This window comes from Hoeflea sp. (assembly GCF_039975035.1).
Lineage (GTDB): Bacteria > Pseudomonadota > Alphaproteobacteria > Rhizobiales > Rhizobiaceae > Hoeflea.
This window is the reverse complement of record NZ_JBDWHW010000023.1, coordinates 1-14,813: the sequence shown is the minus strand read 5'-3', so window position 1 is coordinate 14,813 and position 14,813 is coordinate 1. Positions and strand designations below refer to the sequence as shown.

Annotated in this window: 13 protein-coding genes; 5 read left to right on the top strand and 8 right to left on the bottom strand. The window is 62.3% G+C overall.

Features of this window, described 5'->3' with window-relative positions; all coding sequences use genetic code 11:
- Both ABJN75_RS02020 and ABJN75_RS02015 read right to left on the bottom strand, forming a co-directional pair.
- Window positions 1-662: hypothetical protein (locus ABJN75_RS02020; protein WP_348436366.1), on the bottom strand; the 662-nt coding region annotated here is incomplete at its 3' end.
- Window positions 663-764: 102 nt separating this feature from the next.
- A complete protein-coding gene (locus ABJN75_RS02015) occupies window positions 765-2,969 on the bottom strand; it encodes a primosomal protein N' (protein ID WP_348436364.1) in 2,205 nt (734 codons plus the stop codon).
- Window positions 2,970-3,065: 96 nt separating this feature from the next.
- On the opposite strand from ABJN75_RS02015, the gene fsa reads away from it, so the two are divergent.
- Window positions 3,066-3,719: a fructose-6-phosphate aldolase gene (gene fsa, locus ABJN75_RS02010; RefSeq protein WP_348436362.1), complete on the top strand. Its 654-nt coding sequence runs from the start codon at window positions 3,066-3,068 to the stop codon at window positions 3,717-3,719.
- Window positions 3,720-3,852: 133 nt separating this feature from the next.
- On the opposite strand, the gene ABJN75_RS02005 is transcribed toward fsa, so the two are convergent.
- A complete protein-coding gene (locus ABJN75_RS02005; RefSeq protein ID WP_348436361.1) occupies window positions 3,853-4,761 on the bottom strand; it encodes a 1-acyl-sn-glycerol-3-phosphate acyltransferase in 909 nt (302 codons plus the stop codon).
- 288 nt (window positions 4,762-5,049) lie between these two features.
- Here ABJN75_RS02005 and ABJN75_RS02000 point away from each other — a divergent pair, with 288 nt between their 5' ends.
- The 4 genes from ABJN75_RS02000 to ABJN75_RS01985 all read left to right on the top strand — a co-directional run bounded on the left by ABJN75_RS02000 (window position 5,050) and on the right by ABJN75_RS01985 (window position 8,850).
- Window positions 5,050-5,985, top strand: coding sequence for a tyrosine recombinase XerC (locus ABJN75_RS02000; protein WP_348436359.1), 936 nt, complete (start codon window positions 5,050-5,052; stop codon window positions 5,983-5,985).
- Between the two features lie 94 nt (window positions 5,986-6,079).
- A complete protein-coding gene (locus tag ABJN75_RS01995) occupies window positions 6,080-7,096 on the top strand; it encodes an alpha/beta fold hydrolase (protein ID WP_348436357.1) in 1,017 nt (338 codons plus the stop codon).
- Window positions 7,097-7,307: 211 nt separating this feature from the next.
- The gene (locus ABJN75_RS01990; protein ID WP_348436355.1) at window positions 7,308-8,396 is read left to right on the top strand and encodes a TraB/GumN family protein; all 1,089 of its coding nucleotides are present in this window, start codon (window positions 7,308-7,310) and stop codon (window positions 8,394-8,396) included.
- 100 nt (window positions 8,397-8,496) lie between these two features.
- Window positions 8,497-8,850 carry a hypothetical protein gene (locus tag ABJN75_RS01985; RefSeq protein WP_348436353.1) on the top strand — a complete coding sequence of 118 codons (354 nt, stop codon included), beginning with the start codon at window positions 8,497-8,499 and terminating at the stop codon, window positions 8,848-8,850.
- A 123-nt stretch (window positions 8,851-8,973) separates the two neighbouring features.
- Here ABJN75_RS01985 and ABJN75_RS01980 read toward each other — a convergent pair whose 3' ends face one another.
- The 5 genes from ABJN75_RS01980 to ABJN75_RS01960 form a co-directional block, all read right to left on the bottom strand.
- Window positions 8,974-9,459, bottom strand: a complete 486-nt coding sequence (locus tag ABJN75_RS01980; RefSeq protein WP_348436351.1) for a DUF2867 domain-containing protein — start codon at window positions 9,457-9,459, stop codon at window positions 8,974-8,976.
- Window positions 9,460-9,493: 34 nt separating this feature from the next.
- On the bottom strand, window positions 9,494-10,900 hold the full coding sequence (lpdA, locus tag ABJN75_RS01975) for a dihydrolipoyl dehydrogenase (RefSeq protein WP_348436350.1): 1,407 nt from the start codon (window positions 10,898-10,900) through the stop codon (window positions 9,494-9,496).
- A gap of 24 nt (window positions 10,901-10,924) precedes the next feature.
- A complete protein-coding gene (locus ABJN75_RS01970) occupies window positions 10,925-11,434 on the bottom strand; it encodes a hypothetical protein (protein ID WP_348436348.1) in 510 nt (169 codons plus the stop codon).
- A 10-nt stretch (window positions 11,435-11,444) separates the two neighbouring features.
- The gene (gene odhB, locus ABJN75_RS01965) at window positions 11,445-12,740 is read right to left on the bottom strand and encodes a 2-oxoglutarate dehydrogenase complex dihydrolipoyllysine-residue succinyltransferase (protein WP_348436346.1); all 1,296 of its coding nucleotides are present in this window, start codon (window positions 12,738-12,740) and stop codon (window positions 11,445-11,447) included.
- 59 nt (window positions 12,741-12,799) lie between these two features.
- Window positions 12,800-14,813: 2-oxoglutarate dehydrogenase E1 component (locus ABJN75_RS01960; protein ID WP_348436344.1), on the bottom strand; the 2,014-nt coding region annotated here is incomplete at its 5' end.

Sequence of the window (14,813 nt, the reverse complement as noted above, 5' to 3'; positions counted from 1 at the left end):
TTCAGCAGCGCCGCCAGGACTTCCGTTTCCGAGACCGACAGATCAAACATTGACTGGCAGAACTCAAGTGCCTGGGCTGTCCATTCAAAATGCACGATGGAAACCGCCAGACCGCGGCTTTGCGCGCCGCTTCCGACTTCGCAACTTACCCATTTTCCGCATTTGGCGAGATGGGCAACAGTGTCGTCCTTTCGCTTGATCAGCGAGATATCACCGGTAAATCCACTGGTTGCCACGGCTGACTTTGCCATCTTCAGAAGCTGGCTCCGGCAGGCCGATTCCAGGTTCATGTTTCTGATATGCAGCGGAAAATCGTGCTTGAAGAATTCCTTTGCAAGAGAGTTTCCTTCAACCAGTCCGGTTTCCGGATCAACCAGCAAGGCAACCAGTGTCGGGCGATTGATATTCATCGGATATGACCGGTTCTCCAGTTCACGCTCGTTGAGCAGGCGCTCTATCCGGGCGAGATGACTGGAGATCGTCGGATTGTTTTCGTAGTCGGCGTTCGCCAGCGCATGAGATGAGAGATCTGCCGGGTCGGAAAAATAGAATTCATGTGCGGCATTCATGAGATCATGAAAGCTGTCGGGACGAAACGGGGCGTCATAAGCCTTGTCGAGCAGATTCAGCAATCGATTCGAATGTGTCAGGCTTTCCTGCATATCGACCCTGCACCCATGACCTCTCCGCCTCTTCGGATAATCCACCAGTTTACTTCTGACCTGATGCAGCCGGTTTTTGCAACGCCGATTTCATCCCGCCGCTTACAGGAAACTCTGCGGATCGATGTCCACCTGCACCTGCACCGACCCGCGCGCCTTGGGCGCTTGCGCAAGCATTTGCCGGACAAAGCCCTGCATGTCCCTGCCGCGCTCGCCATGCACCAGCAGCCGGAACCGGTGACGGCCCCGGATCAGCGCCAGTGGCGCTTCCGCCGGTCCCAGCACCATGATGCCGGGTGTGGCCGGCGCCGCGGCGCGCAAATTGCGCGCATGGCCTTCGGCCTCCAGTCGGGTCGCCGCCGAGACGATCACCGAGGCCAGCCGGCCGAAGGGCGGCAGCATCGCGCGCCGGCGTTCATCGGTTTCGCGATCGTAAAAAGCCCCCGGGTCGCCCGACGCAAAGGCTTGCATGACCGGGTGTTGCGGCTGAAAAGTCTGGATCAGCCCCAGGCTCTTGTGCCCCGAGCGGCCGGCGCGGCCGGTAACCTGCGACAGGAGCTGATACGTCCGCTCGGCGGCGCGCGGATCGCCATTTGACAGTCCCAGATCGGCATCGACCACGCCGACCAGCGTCATCAACGGAAAATTGTGCCCCTTGGCCACCAGCTGCGTGCCGATCACGATATCGGCCTCGCCCTTGGCAATCGCCTCGAGTTCGATCCTCAGCCGCCGCGTGCCGCCAAGCATGTCTGATGACAGCACGATGGTGCGCGCATCGGGAAAATGTTTGTCCGCCTCCTCGGCGATCCGCTCGATTCCCGGCCCGCAGGCCGCCAGATGATCCAGCGTGCCACAGGACGGGCAAGCATGCGGTGTGGGCTCGGTGTGGCCGCAATGATGGCATTGCAACTGCCCGCGAAACCGGTGTTCGACCAGCCAGCTTGAACAGTCGGGACACTCGAAACGGTGGCCGCAGACCCGGCAAAGCGTCAGCGGCGCGTAGCCACGCCGGTTGAGAAACAGCAGCGATTGCTCCTTGCGCGCCAGCGTCTCGGCCATTGCCTTGAGCAGCACCGGCGACAGGAACCCGCCGCGCGCCGGCGCATGCCGCCTCAGATCGACGAGCTTGAGATCGGGAAGCACGGCTTCGGCATAGCGGCTCGGCAGCTCGAGATGGCGATACCGGCCCTGCTCGGCGTTGACCCGGCTTTCGATCGACGGCGTCGCCGAGGCCAGAACCACCGGAATACCGGCAAGACGGGCCCGCACAACTGCCATGTCGCGGGCGTTGTAAAACACCCGGTCTTCCTGCTTGTAGGCCGGGTCGTGCTCTTCATCGACGATGATCAGGCCGAGATCGGCAAAGGGCAGGAACAGCGCCGAGCGCGCCCCGGCAACGACGCTGACTCCGGCCTCGGCGGTCTGCCGCCAGACCTTTTCGCGCATTCGCGGCGGCAGCTCGGAATGCCATTCCGCCGGGCGCGCCCCGAAGCGCGCATGGAACCGGTCGAGAAACGCCGCGGTCAGCGCGATTTCGGGCAGCAGGATCAGCACCTGCCGGCCCTGGTGCACGGCTTGGGCAATGGCCTCGAAATAGACCTCGGTCTTGCCCGATCCGGTCACTCCGTCGAGCAGGGTCACGTTGAAGCCGCCCTCACAGACCGATTTGCGCAACTCCGCCGCGGCCTCCGCCTGACCCGCTTCCAGCTCCGCCGGCTGGTAATCCGGATCGGGTGCGGTAACCACCGGCGGCGGTGGCAATTTCACCGGCTCGAACACGCCTTGCGCGAACAGCCCGTCGATGACGCTGGCCGAAACGCCCGCCGCATGCGCCAATCCGCTTCTGGTCCAGGCAAGTCCGTCTCCGGCTTGCTCGAGCACCCTTTCGCGCGCCGCCGTCAGCCGTTCCGGGCGGCTGTCGGTCAGGCGCAGCGCCTCGATCATCGGCTCGGGATCGAATGCCGCCGGCGCCCTCAGCGCCATCCGCGCCACCAGTCCCGGCGGCGACAGCGTGTAGGCCGACACCCAGTCGATGAACCGCCGCATTGGCTCGACAATCGGCGGACAATCAAACACCTGAACGATCTCGCGCAGCTTGTCGGGGTTGATCACGTCCGCCGGGCCGTCCCAGACAATCCCGGGCACAAGCCGCGGACCGAGCGGCACCTGCACGATCTGGCCCGGCTCGGCTTCCGAGCCTTCCGGCAGCGCATAGGAATAGGCGCGCTCCGCCGGCATCGGTATCAGCACCGGCACCACCTTGCGCGGGAACAGCCCGGCGTCTCTTTGTCGCGAATCTTTGTCCATTTGGCGTGACCTTGCCCGCGGATTGAGCTAAAGGGAACCCGGATTTGTTCATTGACGCCCCGGGTCATCCCGGCTGGCGCGAGTTTGGAGGCTCAAATGAAATTTTTTGTCGACACCGCCGACGTAAGCGAGATCCGCGAGCTTAACGAGCTGGGCCTGATTGATGGCGTCACCACCAACCCGTCGCTGATCATGAAATCGGGTCGCGACATTCGCGAAGTCACCAAGGAAATCTGCGGAATCGTTGATGGGCCGGTGTCCGCCGAAGTCACCGCGACCGAATATGATGCGATGATGAAGGAAGCCGCCGTTCTCGCCAAGATCGCCGACAACATCTGCATCAAGCTGCCGCTGACGCTCGATGGTCTCAAGGCCTGTCGGGCGCTGACATCGGACGGCCACATGACCAATGTGACGCTGTGCTTCTCGGCCAACCAGGCGCTGCTCGCCGCCAAGGCCGGCGCCAGCTTCATCTCGCCCTTCATCGGACGGCTTGACGACATGGGCATGGACGGCATGGACCTGATCCGCGAGATCCGCCAGATCTACGACAATTACGGCTTCGACACCGAGATTCTCGCTGCCTCGATCCGCACCGTCAATCACGTCAAGGAAGCCGCCCTGATCGGCGCCGATGTGGCGACCATCCCCGCCTCGACCATCAAGGCGCTGGTCAAGCACCCGCTCACCGACAAGGGCCTGGAAGCCTTCCTCGCCGACTGGAAGAAAACCGGCCAGACCATCGCCTGATCATAGGCGCCAGTTCGAACAGACTTCAGCGGCCCGGTCACCCCGGGCCGTTTTTGCTGGGACCTATTGGATTACCGCCTGTGCATGCAACGCGTGATGCAGGTCGTGAAGATCGACCTCCGGCGTCCGGCTTTCAGTCGGCCTGGCTCCAGCCAGACGGCGCTGGCTTGAACGCCCGGTCCGGATCCGCGGCCAGCCCGTGCACAGAGTGATACTCGAGCGCCTTGATCGCCTCCGCCGGATCATTATCCAGCGCGTCCGGCATGATCGGCTCGCCGACAGTGAAGCGGAAGGTATGATGCTTCTTGTTGAGCAACTCGTGAAACACGGTCATGTCGCGCAATTCGGTCGAATGCTTCGACAGCCAGTAGAACAGACCCGAATTCCGCGCCGAGATATTCACCGGAAGCACCGGCAGGTCATGCCGGCGCGCCAGTGTCACCGCCGAGGCCTTCCATGGCCGTTCCGTCAGCCTGCCCTCATTCCAGAAGGCGATCCGGCCCGACGGAAACAGCACCGTGGCCTTTCCATCCTGAACCGCGCGGTTGGTCAGTTGCAGGGTTTCACGTGTCTTGTCGCGGCTCTTGAATTCGTCGCGCCATTCCACAGGAATGATGATTTCGTCGAATCGCTGGCTGATGCGCACCGCATCGCGGTTGGCGAAAAACATCATGTCCGGCCTGAACTGTCTCAGAAAATCGAACATCGCCACGCCGTCGGCCATCCCGGTCGGATGATTGGCAACCAGAAGAAACCCGCCTTTTCGGGGAATCCGGTCCGCGCCTCGGGTCTGGATGTCGAGCTTCAGCAGGCTGCTGATATATTGAAACGCCTCGTGGCCGGACATTGAGGCAATGTCGTCAGCCATCCGGACCGCAGCACCATATTTCAAGGTGGCATAGACAATCGGGCGCACCAGCGGCCATGCCGGATGATCGACAAGCCGTCCGCCGCGCTCGGCAATCAGCTGGTCGATGATGTGCCCGGGCCTGCCATGAGCAAGGACCTGCAATCGATCTGAAATCTCCGCCACATATGCCATGGACTCGACACCTCTGGTCTCCGTTGTCATAAACCTATGGCAACGGAATATGATGTCATGATGACATCGCTCAAATCTGCGGGCGGCGACCTTCGCGCGGCAAGGCGCAAACGTGCAACTCCAGCACATCGTTTACCCCCCGCTAAGGCATGAATGCAATAGTCAGTCCCGGAACGGACGTTCGCCAACCCGGTGCAAACCGGATATCAATCCCTTGAATTTCGCGGGGTTTGCGGGATCCTGACTCTGATTTCGCCAGCAAAGGCGGTCCCGATGAACGGAACGATCATGCAGCAACCGCTTGTTATCGGCGCACCCGACGTCATGAAGGAGCAGCAGAACTGGCTCCGGCAACTTGTCGAAGAACGCCGCTTGTCGCCCAGGACTGCGGAAGCCTATGAGCGCGACCTGCGCCAGTTCCTGGGCTTTCTGACCCTGCATCTGGGCGGGCCGCCAAAAATTGCCGATCTGGCGGATCTGCGCCCGCTGGAACTGCGCGCCTTCATGGCCGAGCGCAGGCGCGGCGGCGCCGGCGCACGTTCGCTGGGACGCGGACTTGCCGGGATCAGGTCGTTCCTCAGGCATCTCGAGCGAAAAGGCATGGCCAATGCCGCCGGTGCCTCGGCCACAAGGGCGCCGCGCCAGCCCAAATCCTTGCCCAAACCGCTAAGCGAGCGCGACGCCGTGCGTGTGGTCGACGCCGACCAGCAATTGTCGGAGGAGCCGTGGATCGCCGCCCGTGGCGCCGCCGTGCTGACGCTTCTTTATGGCTGCGGCTTGCGCATCTCCGAAGCCCTGTCGCTGACGGTGCGTGACCTGCCGGGTGACGGCGAGAGCTTGCGCATAACCGGCAAGGGCGGCAAGACGCGGATTGTGCCGCTGCTGCCGGCGGCCCGGCAAGCCATTGCCAGCTACCTCAGGCTTTGCCCGTTCCAGCCAGGCGCTGACGAGCCGATGTTTCGCGGCGCGCGCGGCGGGCCGCTGCAGCCCGCGATCGTGCAAAAGGAGATGCGGCGGTTGCGCGGCGCGCTCGATCTGCCCGACACCGCCACCCCGCACGCGCTGAGGCACTCGTTCGCCACCCACCTGCTGGCTGGCGGCGGCGATCTGAGAACCATCCAGGAACTCCTGGGTCATGCCAGCCTGTCGACAACCCAGGTCTACACCGGCGTCGATTCGCGGCGGCTGATCGACATCTACGATCGCGCCCACCCCAGGGCCTGACCCTGTAGAAAGCCCAGGCAAGCCTTGCGAAGAGCAGCATTTCAGAGTCAGGCCGGCCTGATCCCCGAGAAACCAACACAAACGGTCTCAATCCATGTCAGCCTCAGATATTCTGCCGGTCATCCTGCGTTTCGCGGCTATTTCGGCGGCAATCTATTTGCTGATCGCGGTTGGCCTGGTGCTGTCGCAAGGCCCCTCGGAGACGTTCGCGGGAGACACGATCAGGTTTGCGGATCTCTCCGGACCGGATGATCAAACTCCAGCCGCGCCGCTCCTCTTCTGGCAGGCCCGTGACGGCGCGACACTGGGCTACCGCCATTATGAGTCCGGCAATTCCAATGCGCCGCTCATGATCTTTCTTCACGGCTCGGGCTGGCACGGCGGCGCCTATGACGGACTGGCAAGACGCATTGCCGCGTCCGGCGCGGCCGATGTCGCGCTGCCCGATCTTCGCGGCCACGGCCCGAAGGCCAACCCTCGCGGCGATATTGCCTATATCGGTCAGTTCGAGGACGACATCGCCGATCTCGTCTCGGCGCTGCGCAGACCGGGTCAGCGGCTCGTGCTGGGTGGTCATTCCAGCGGCGGCGGGCTTGTCATCCGCTTTGCCGGCGGTCGCCACGCAGACATGCTCGATGGCGCAGTGCTGCTCGCGCCCTATCTCAAATACAATGCGCCGGTGATGCGCCCCAATTCGGGCGGTTGGGCGCGGCCGCTCAGCCGCCGCATCATCGGACTGTCCATGCTCAATGCAGTCAGGATCAAGGCGCTCAACCATCTCGTCGCGATCCAGTTTCATTTTCCGGGCGAAGTGCTCAACGGTCCTCTGGGCAGCACCGCGACCCCAAGCTACAGTTACCGCCTCAACTCCGCCTACGCCCCGCGCAACGACTATCTCGCCGACATTGCCGCCTTGCCTGCATTCCTGCTGATCGCCGGCGCCGACGACGAGGCCTTCATCGCCGATGCCTATGAACCCCTGATGAAGTCCGTCAATCCCGCCGGGCGCTACGCGCTGATCGAGGGCGAAACCCATCTGGGCATCATCGACAACGAGGCGACAGCGGACCTGATTCGCGATTATCTCCGGACGCTTTCATCCGAACGGTGATTTCGGCTCTTAACCCGGCGTTTACCATCTGACGAATCCGGCCCCGGAATTAACCCGATTGTGTGGATTGTTCGGCTAGTTTGCCGGATATATCCAGTGCATGCCGGGCCTGCGTCAATTTCATGGACAAAACCGACATGCATCACTTCGACAGATGCAGCGTCGCCAGCGCGTCCCCTGACGCGCCAGGCTGCAAGAGGAATCGCCGCGCATGCAGCATCAGCCCGCAATTTCCCATGTCAGGCCGGTTTTCACGCGGCTGCCAAACCTGATGCTCGCCATTGTCGCGTCCCTGCCATGGGCGCTGCTGATCCTGCTGATCAGCGGGCTTGTCTATGCCACAATCGCGCGCGCCGAGGAGGCTGTTGCCTGTGATGGGGTCAGTCTCGTTGCCCGGCTCTCGGCCACCGCCCCCGAAAAACTCGCCAGGGCGCGCGACGAGGCCGCCGCCACCGAAAATGGCCAGGGACTGCTGTGGAAGGTGTCGAAACCGGGCCGCGATCCATCCTGGTTGTTTGGCACGATGCATGTCACCGATCCGCGAGTGACCAAACTTCCCGCCGCCGCACAGTCGGCGTTCGACACGGCAGAGACCGTTGTCATCGAGACCGTCGACGTTCTCGATCCGGCCAAGGCGCAGGCAGCGCTACTGAGCAACCCGGAACTGACGATGTTTACCGACGGCAGCACGCTGACGTCCCGTCTCAACGAGGATGACGCCAAACTGGTCGAAGCCGAGCTTTCCCGCCGTGGCATCCCGCTGGCGCTGGTTTCGCGCATGAAACCCTGGATGATTGCCGGCATGATGGCGATGCCCCCCTGCGAGATGGCCCGCAAGGCGGATGGCGCGGACTTTCTCGACATCAAGATTGCCAACACCGCCAAGGCTGAAGGCAAGCAATTGCTCGGGCTGGAAAGCATCGGCGAACAGCTGTCGGCCATGGCCGATCTGCCCATCGAGTTCCACATTCGCGGGCTGGTCGAGACCATCAAGCTTGCCGATCTGATGCCCGACATCATGGCCACCATGACCGAACTTTATCTCGATGGCGATATTGCCCTGATCATGCCGGTGATCATGGCTTCGGGACCTGACGGCGCGGAAGACGAGATCGACGGCTACGCCGAATTCGAGGAACGCATCGTGACCATGCGCAATCGGGTGATGGCAGACCGGGCATCCCCGATCCTCGACAAGGGCAACGCTTTCATCGCCGTCGGTGCGCTGCACCTTCCCGGCCGCGAAGGCCTGGTCGCGTTGCTGCGTGACGCCGGCTACACGGTCAGCGCGGTCCGGTAACACAACGTGACCACCGGCAGGCGACCCCGCCGGAACCAAACTCCTGCTTCAGCCGTTTAGGCCACATCACTGAGCCAAATCACTGAAGAGGAGAAATCCAATGGTTGAAAACACCCCATACACCCGTCCCTCCACCCACACCGGCGACCCTGTGCCTCCACAGGAACGGGTTCGTGAAACAACGGTCGTCAGTTCAAGCAATTCCAATGGCGTGATTGCCGCGGTCGTGCTGGTCATTCTGCTCGGCATCGCAGGCTTTGTGTTCTTTGGCGGCGACAACACCCAGGTCCCTGAAGCGGCCGCGCCAGCGGTTGAAGACACCATGACCGCTCCGGCTGACGATGCCGCCAGCCCGGCACCCGCGCCGGACATGCCTGCCGAGCTGAACCCGGCCACCCCGTCCGCGGATCCCGCTGCCCCCGCAGCACCTGCCGCGCCCGCCAACGACGGCTAATCTGGTTCCGGCGAAAGCAGAATGCTCATAGTCGAAATCTGTTCATTCCTCCCGGGATGAAACCGCACGAACCGCCCGGCCCCACACCGGGCGGTTTCGTGTTGTGTGGAACCAGCCTTGTCGTCAGTCCGCAATCTGTGCAGACACCCGCGACAGCGTGCTGGCCACGATGAGCTTGTGAAACGGCATGATCGCCGCCAGATAAACGCGGCCAAGCAGATTGTGACGCCTGACCAGCGTCATCAGCCGCACCGATGTCTCATGATCGCCCCAAGCCGCTGTTTGGACAACAATCCGGAAATCGAGATGCCGGTCGTCGAACCCGAGCACGATCTCGCCGGGATCATTGCTGATCACCGGGAACATCCCCACCCGCGCCATACCTGCAGCAGCGCCATCCGGATCACCTTTCAGGCCGAATGGCCATACGACCAGGTTTCTGAGCGCCATCAACCGGTCAACCCATTTCGGCATTTGTTCAAAAGCCAGACGGGCTGCCGTTTCCGCGTTCAATCCGGGTCGTGCCACCCGCACCTCGAAGCAATCGGCCCAGTCCGCACCAGGCAGGACCTGATGCGGCAACGAGACGGCGATCTCCCGGGTTTTCATCAAGGGTGGCTCCCGTGACCGCCAAACACCGCGATCACATATGGATCGGTTTGCCGAAAGTGGCCAGCGCTGCTTCCTTGACGGCTTCCGACATGGTCGGATGCGCATGGCAGGTGCGGCCAAGATCTTCCGAACTGCCGCCGAATTCCATCAAGACCGCTGCTTCATGGATCATCTCGCCGGCGCCAAAGCCGATGATATGAACGCCAAGCACCCGGTCGGTTTCGGCATCCGCCAGCACCTTGACAAAGCCGTCCTGCGCCTGCATCGCCCGCGCCCTGCCATTAGCCGAGAAGGGAAATTTCCCGGACTTGTATTTCACGCCCTCGGCCTTGAGCTCTTCCTCGGTCTTGCCTACCGTTGCCACTTCGGGGCTGGTGTAGACCACGCCGGGGATCACGCCGTAATTCACATGACCGGCCTGGCCGGCCATGATCTCGGCCAGCGCCACGCCTTCGTCCTCGGCCTTGTGGGCCAGCATCGGGCCGGCGATCACGTCGCCGATGGCATACACGCCCGGCACATTGGTCTGGTAGTGAGTGTCGGTGCGCACCCGTCCGCGCTCATCGAGCACCACGCCGGCGCTCTCCAGCCCGAGGCCCTCCGTGAAGGGTTTGCGGCCGGTGGCGATCAGCACCACATCTGCCTCGATGGTCTCCGCATCGCCGCCCTTGACCGGCTCGAACGTGACTTTCGCTCCCTTGCCGGATTTTTCGACGCCGGTCACCTTGGCGCCGAGCTTGAATGTCATGCCCTGCTTGCCAAGGATGCGCTGAAACTGCTTGGAGACCTCTGCGTCCATGCCGCCGAGCAGCTTGTCGAGATACTCGACCACGGTAACCTTGGCGCCGAGCCGGCCCCAGACCGAGCCCATTTCCAGCCCGATCACGCCGCCGCCGACCACCACGATATGCTCCGGCACCTTGTCGAGCGCGATCGCTCCGGTCGACGAGACGATGACCTTCTCGTCAATATCGACCTTGACGCCGGGAATGCCCGCGACATCCGATCCGGTGGCAATGACAATGTTCTTGGCTTCGAGTTCGCTCACCTTGCCGTCATTGTCAGTCACCGACACCTTGCCTTCGCCCAGCACCTTGCCGTGGCCGATGAAGCTGTCGATCTTGTTCTTCTTGAACAGGAAGGCGACGCCGTCGACATTGGATTTCACGGTCGCATCCTTGTGCGCCATCATCTTTTCGAGATTGAGCTTGGGCTTGCCGATCTCGACGCCGAGCGCATCCATGGCGTGCCCGGCATGGTCAAACATTTCAGACGCATGCAACAGTGCTTTCGACGGAATGCAGCCGATGTTCAGGCAAGTACCGCCAAAGGTCGCGCGTTTTTCAATCACGGCCACTTTCAGACCGAGTTGTGCTGCCTTGATCGCGCAGACATAGCCCCCGGGTCCGGAACCGATGATGATGACGTCGTAGCTCATGGTCTTGTCCTTATGATCAGAATTCTATTCCTGGCACCCCGTGAGGCGAAACACATCGCCCGGCGTCGCCGTGATCGTGCCGTCCCGCCAGGCTGCGGAACGCATGACAGCGGCGCCGAATTCCGGCAACAGCAGGTTTTCACCGGCTGTGTGATCCGTCCCCGGAACCGGCAGCCATCCGGTTCCGCCCTTCGCGTCAATGGCATAGATCGTCCCCTGCCAGACGGTGCAGGCCTCGATCTCGGCGCCGGTGGCGTCTCCTTCGGGGCAATCATGCAGGATCACACCCCAGGGCCGGTCCGGCTCTCCCGCCATCATCACCACGCCGTCCATTCTAACACCATTTCCGGCAAAACTCAGACTGAACCGGTGCTGCATGCCATCGGCCTCCGACAACGCGCCCGAAAACGAAATCTCGGCTCCGGATGCGGCCTCGCGGTAAACGCCAAGTGCCTGCGGGCAGGCAGCCTGCGCGAGTGTCGCCGATCCGGTCAGAGCCGTCACCACGACAGCCGCAATGCGGGCCGATACCATTGTCTTCCCCTTAGAGATCGAGAACCAGGCGTTCCGGATCTTCCAGGCTGTCCTTGACGCGGACCAGGAAGGTGACCGCGTCCTTGCCGTCGACGATCCGGTGGTCATAGCTAAGCGCCAGATACATCATCGGCCGGATCACCACCTGGCCGCCAACAGCCATCGGGCGCTCCTGGATCTTGTGCATGCCCAGAATGCCCGACTGCGGCGAGTTGAGGATCGGCGAGGACATCAGCGAGCCGTAGACGCCACCATTGGAGATGGTGAAGGTCCCGCCCTGCATGTCGGCCATCGACAGTTCGCCATCCCGCGCGGCGCGGCCCAGACGGCCGATTTCCTTCTCGATCTCGGCAATGCTCATCTGGTCGGCATCGCGCACCACCGGCACCACCAGACCCTTGTCGGTTCCCACGGCAACGCCGACATGGCAGTAGTTCTTGTAGATCAGGTCCGTGCCGTCGATCTCGGCATTGACTGCAGGGATTTCCTTGAGCGCATGGGTCACCGCCTTGGTGAAGAAGCCCATGAAGCCGAGCTTGACGCCGTGCTTCTTCTCGAACAGCTCCTTGTACTTCTTGCGCATCTCCATCACCGCGCTCATATCGACCTCGTTATAGGTGGTCAGCATCGCGGCGGTGTTCTGGGCTTCCTTGAGGCGGCGGGCGATGGTCTGGCGCAGACGCGTCATCTTCACCCGTTCCTCACGGCTTTCATCCGTTGCCGAAGACGCCGGACGCGATGCCTGCGGGGCAGCAGCCGGAGCGGCAGCCGATCCCTTGCCGATGGCATCAAGCACATCGCCCTTGAGCACCTGGCCGCGCTTGCCAGAGCCGGAAACGTCGCTGGACGCGATGTTCTTTTCAGTCATCAGTTTCTGCGCCGAGGGCGCAGCAGGCATCTTGGTTTCGCTGATCTCGGTTCCGCCGGCTACCTTGGCGGTCTTCTCGGCTGCCTCACCGGTCGACGCGGCGCCGGAACTGCCCGCTGCCTGCGCAACAGCCTCAGGCTTTTCTGTCTTGGCCGACTCCTCGGCTTTCGCTTCAGCCTTGGCCGGAGCCTCCCCAGCGGCGCCTTCGGTGATCTGCGCCAGCAAGGCGTTGACCTCGACGGTCTCGCCGTCCGGAGCAAGAATTTCGCTCAGCACACCAGATACCGGCGAAGGCACCTCGATCGAGACCTTGTCGGTTTCCAGCTCGACCAGCGGTTCATCCACCTTGACGGTGTCACCCACCTTTTTGAGCCAGGTGCCGATGGTCGCTTCGCTGACGGATTCGCCAAGGGTGGGGACGCGGACTTCAGTTGCCATGATTTCTTTTCCGTTCTTTGTCTCTCAAACAGGTCGCAGGGCGGGCGGCATGGGCGGCATCAGCCGCCCAGCGCATCCTCAAGGAAGGCTTCAAGCTGCGCAAGGTGGCGCGACATCAAACCGGTTGCCGTCGATGCCGACGCCGCGCGGCCGGTGTAGCGCACCCGCTGGTACTTCGCATCGATATGCGCCAGCACCCATTCCAGATAGGGATCGATGAACGACCATGCACCCATGTTCTTGGGCTCTTCCTGGCACCAGACCATCTCGGCGTTGCGGAAACGCGACAGCTCGTTGATCAGCGCCTTGGCCGGGAACGGATAGAGCTGTTCCAGACGCAGCAGGTAGACATCGTTGATGCCGCGCTTCTCACGCTCTTCGTAAAGGTCGAAATAGACCTTGCCCGAGCACATCACCACGCGCCGGATCTTGTTGTCCTTGACCAGCTTGATCGGCTGGTTCTTGAGCAGTTCGGCATCGTCCCACAAAAGCCGGTGGAACGATGATTCGCCCGAGAATTCAGCCAGTGTCGACACCGCGCGTTTGTGACGAAGCAGCGATTTCGGCGTCATCATGATCAGCGGCTTGCGGAAATCGCGCTTCACCTGACGCCGCAGGATATGGAAATAGTTCGACGGCGTGGTGCAGTTGGCGACCTGCATGTTGTCTTCCGCGCACATCTGCAGGAAGCGTTCGAGCCGCGCTGACGAATGCTCAGGACCCTGGCCCTCGTAGCCATGCGGCAGCAGGCAGACGAGACCGGACATGCGAAGCCATTTGCGCTCGCCGCTGCTGATGAACTGGTCAAACAGCACCTGCGCGCCATTGGCGAAATCGCCGAACTGGGCTTCCCACAAGGTCAGCGCATTCGGCCGCGCCAGCGAGTAGCCATATTCGAACCCGAGCACTGCCTCTTCCGACAGCATCGAGTTGATGACTTCGTAACGCGCTTGGTTCGGCGCCAGGTTGGCCAGCGGGATATAGCGCTCCTCGGTTTCCTGATCGTAGAGCACGGAGTGGCGCTGGCTGAATGTGCCACGCTCCACATCCTGTCCGGAAAACCGGATCTTGGTGCCTTCCAGCACCAGTGATCCGAAGGCAAGCGCCTCGGCAAACGCCCAGTCTATCCCCTCGCCGGTCTCGATCATCTTGGCGCGATTGTCCATGAACCGCTGAATGGTGCGGTGTGCCTTGAAGTCCGCGGGAACCTCCGACAGCTTCTTGCCCAGCTCGCGCAACTGCTTGAGCGGCATCGCGGTCTTGCCGCGGCGCTGCTCATCCTGGTTGTCGGCGGTGCGCAGGCCCGACCACTGGCCGTCAAGCCAGTCAGCCTTGTTCGGCTTGTAGCTCTGGCCGATGTCGAATTCGCCTTCCAGATGGGCGCGCCAGTCGGCCTTCATCTTTTCGTATTCGCCCTCGGTGATCACGCCTTCCTCGATCAGCCGGCGGGAGTAGAGTGTCACCACCGTCTCGTGGCTGCGGATCTTCTTGTACATCTTCGGCTGGGTGAACGCAGGCTCGTCGCCTTCATTGTGGCCGAACCGACGGTAGCAGAACATGTCGATGACCACCGGCTTGTGGAAGGTCATGCGGAATTCGGTTGCCACCTTTGCGGCATAGACCACGGCTTCCGGGTCATCGCCATTGACGTGGAAGATCGGCGCCTCGATCATCTTCGCCACATCCGAAGGGTAGGGCGAGGAGCGCGAGAAGCCCGGATTGGTGGTGAAGCCGATCTGGTTGTTGATGATGAAATGCACGGTGCCGCCAACGCGGTGGCCGCGAAGCCCCGACAGGCCGAGGATTTCGGCGACAACGCCCTGGCCGGCAAAAGCCGCATCGCCGTGCAGCAGCAGCGGCATCACCTTGACCCGCTCTCTCAGCGGAATGATGTCACCTTCGAATTCGGTTGCCAGCAGATCCTGCTTGGCGCGGGCCTTGCCCATCACCACCGGGTTGACGATCTCCAGATGCGACGGGTTGGCGGTCAGCGACAGGTGCACGTTGTTGTTGTCGAACTCGCGGTCCGATGACGCGCCAAGGTGGTACTTGACGTCGCCCGATCCCTCGACC

Coding starts and splice junctions, on each gene's coding strand:
- ABJN75_RS02015 (WP_348436364.1), bottom strand. CDS start 2,969: ATGGACAAAGATTCGCGACAAAGAGACGCCGGGCTGTTCCCGCGCAAG.
- fsa (WP_348436362.1), top strand. CDS start 3,066: ATGAAATTTTTTGTCGACACCGCCGACGTAAGCGAGATCCGCGAGCTT.
- ABJN75_RS02005 (WP_348436361.1), bottom strand. CDS start 4,761: ATGGCATATGTGGCGGAGATTTCAGATCGATTGCAGGTCCTTGCTCAT.
- ABJN75_RS02000 (WP_348436359.1), top strand. CDS start 5,050: ATGCAGCAACCGCTTGTTATCGGCGCACCCGACGTCATGAAGGAGCAG.
- ABJN75_RS01995 (WP_348436357.1), top strand. CDS start 6,080: ATGTCAGCCTCAGATATTCTGCCGGTCATCCTGCGTTTCGCGGCTATT.
- ABJN75_RS01990 (WP_348436355.1), top strand. CDS start 7,308: ATGCAGCATCAGCCCGCAATTTCCCATGTCAGGCCGGTTTTCACGCGG.
- ABJN75_RS01985 (WP_348436353.1), top strand. CDS start 8,497: ATGGTTGAAAACACCCCATACACCCGTCCCTCCACCCACACCGGCGAC.
- ABJN75_RS01980 (WP_348436351.1), bottom strand. CDS start 9,459: ATGAAAACCCGGGAGATCGCCGTCTCGTTGCCGCATCAGGTCCTGCCT.
- lpdA (WP_348436350.1), bottom strand. CDS start 10,900: ATGAGCTACGACGTCATCATCATCGGTTCCGGACCCGGGGGCTATGTC.
- ABJN75_RS01970 (WP_348436348.1), bottom strand. CDS start 11,434: ATGGTATCGGCCCGCATTGCGGCTGTCGTGGTGACGGCTCTGACCGGA.
- odhB (WP_348436346.1), bottom strand. CDS start 12,740: ATGGCAACTGAAGTCCGCGTCCCCACCCTTGGCGAATCCGTCAGCGAA.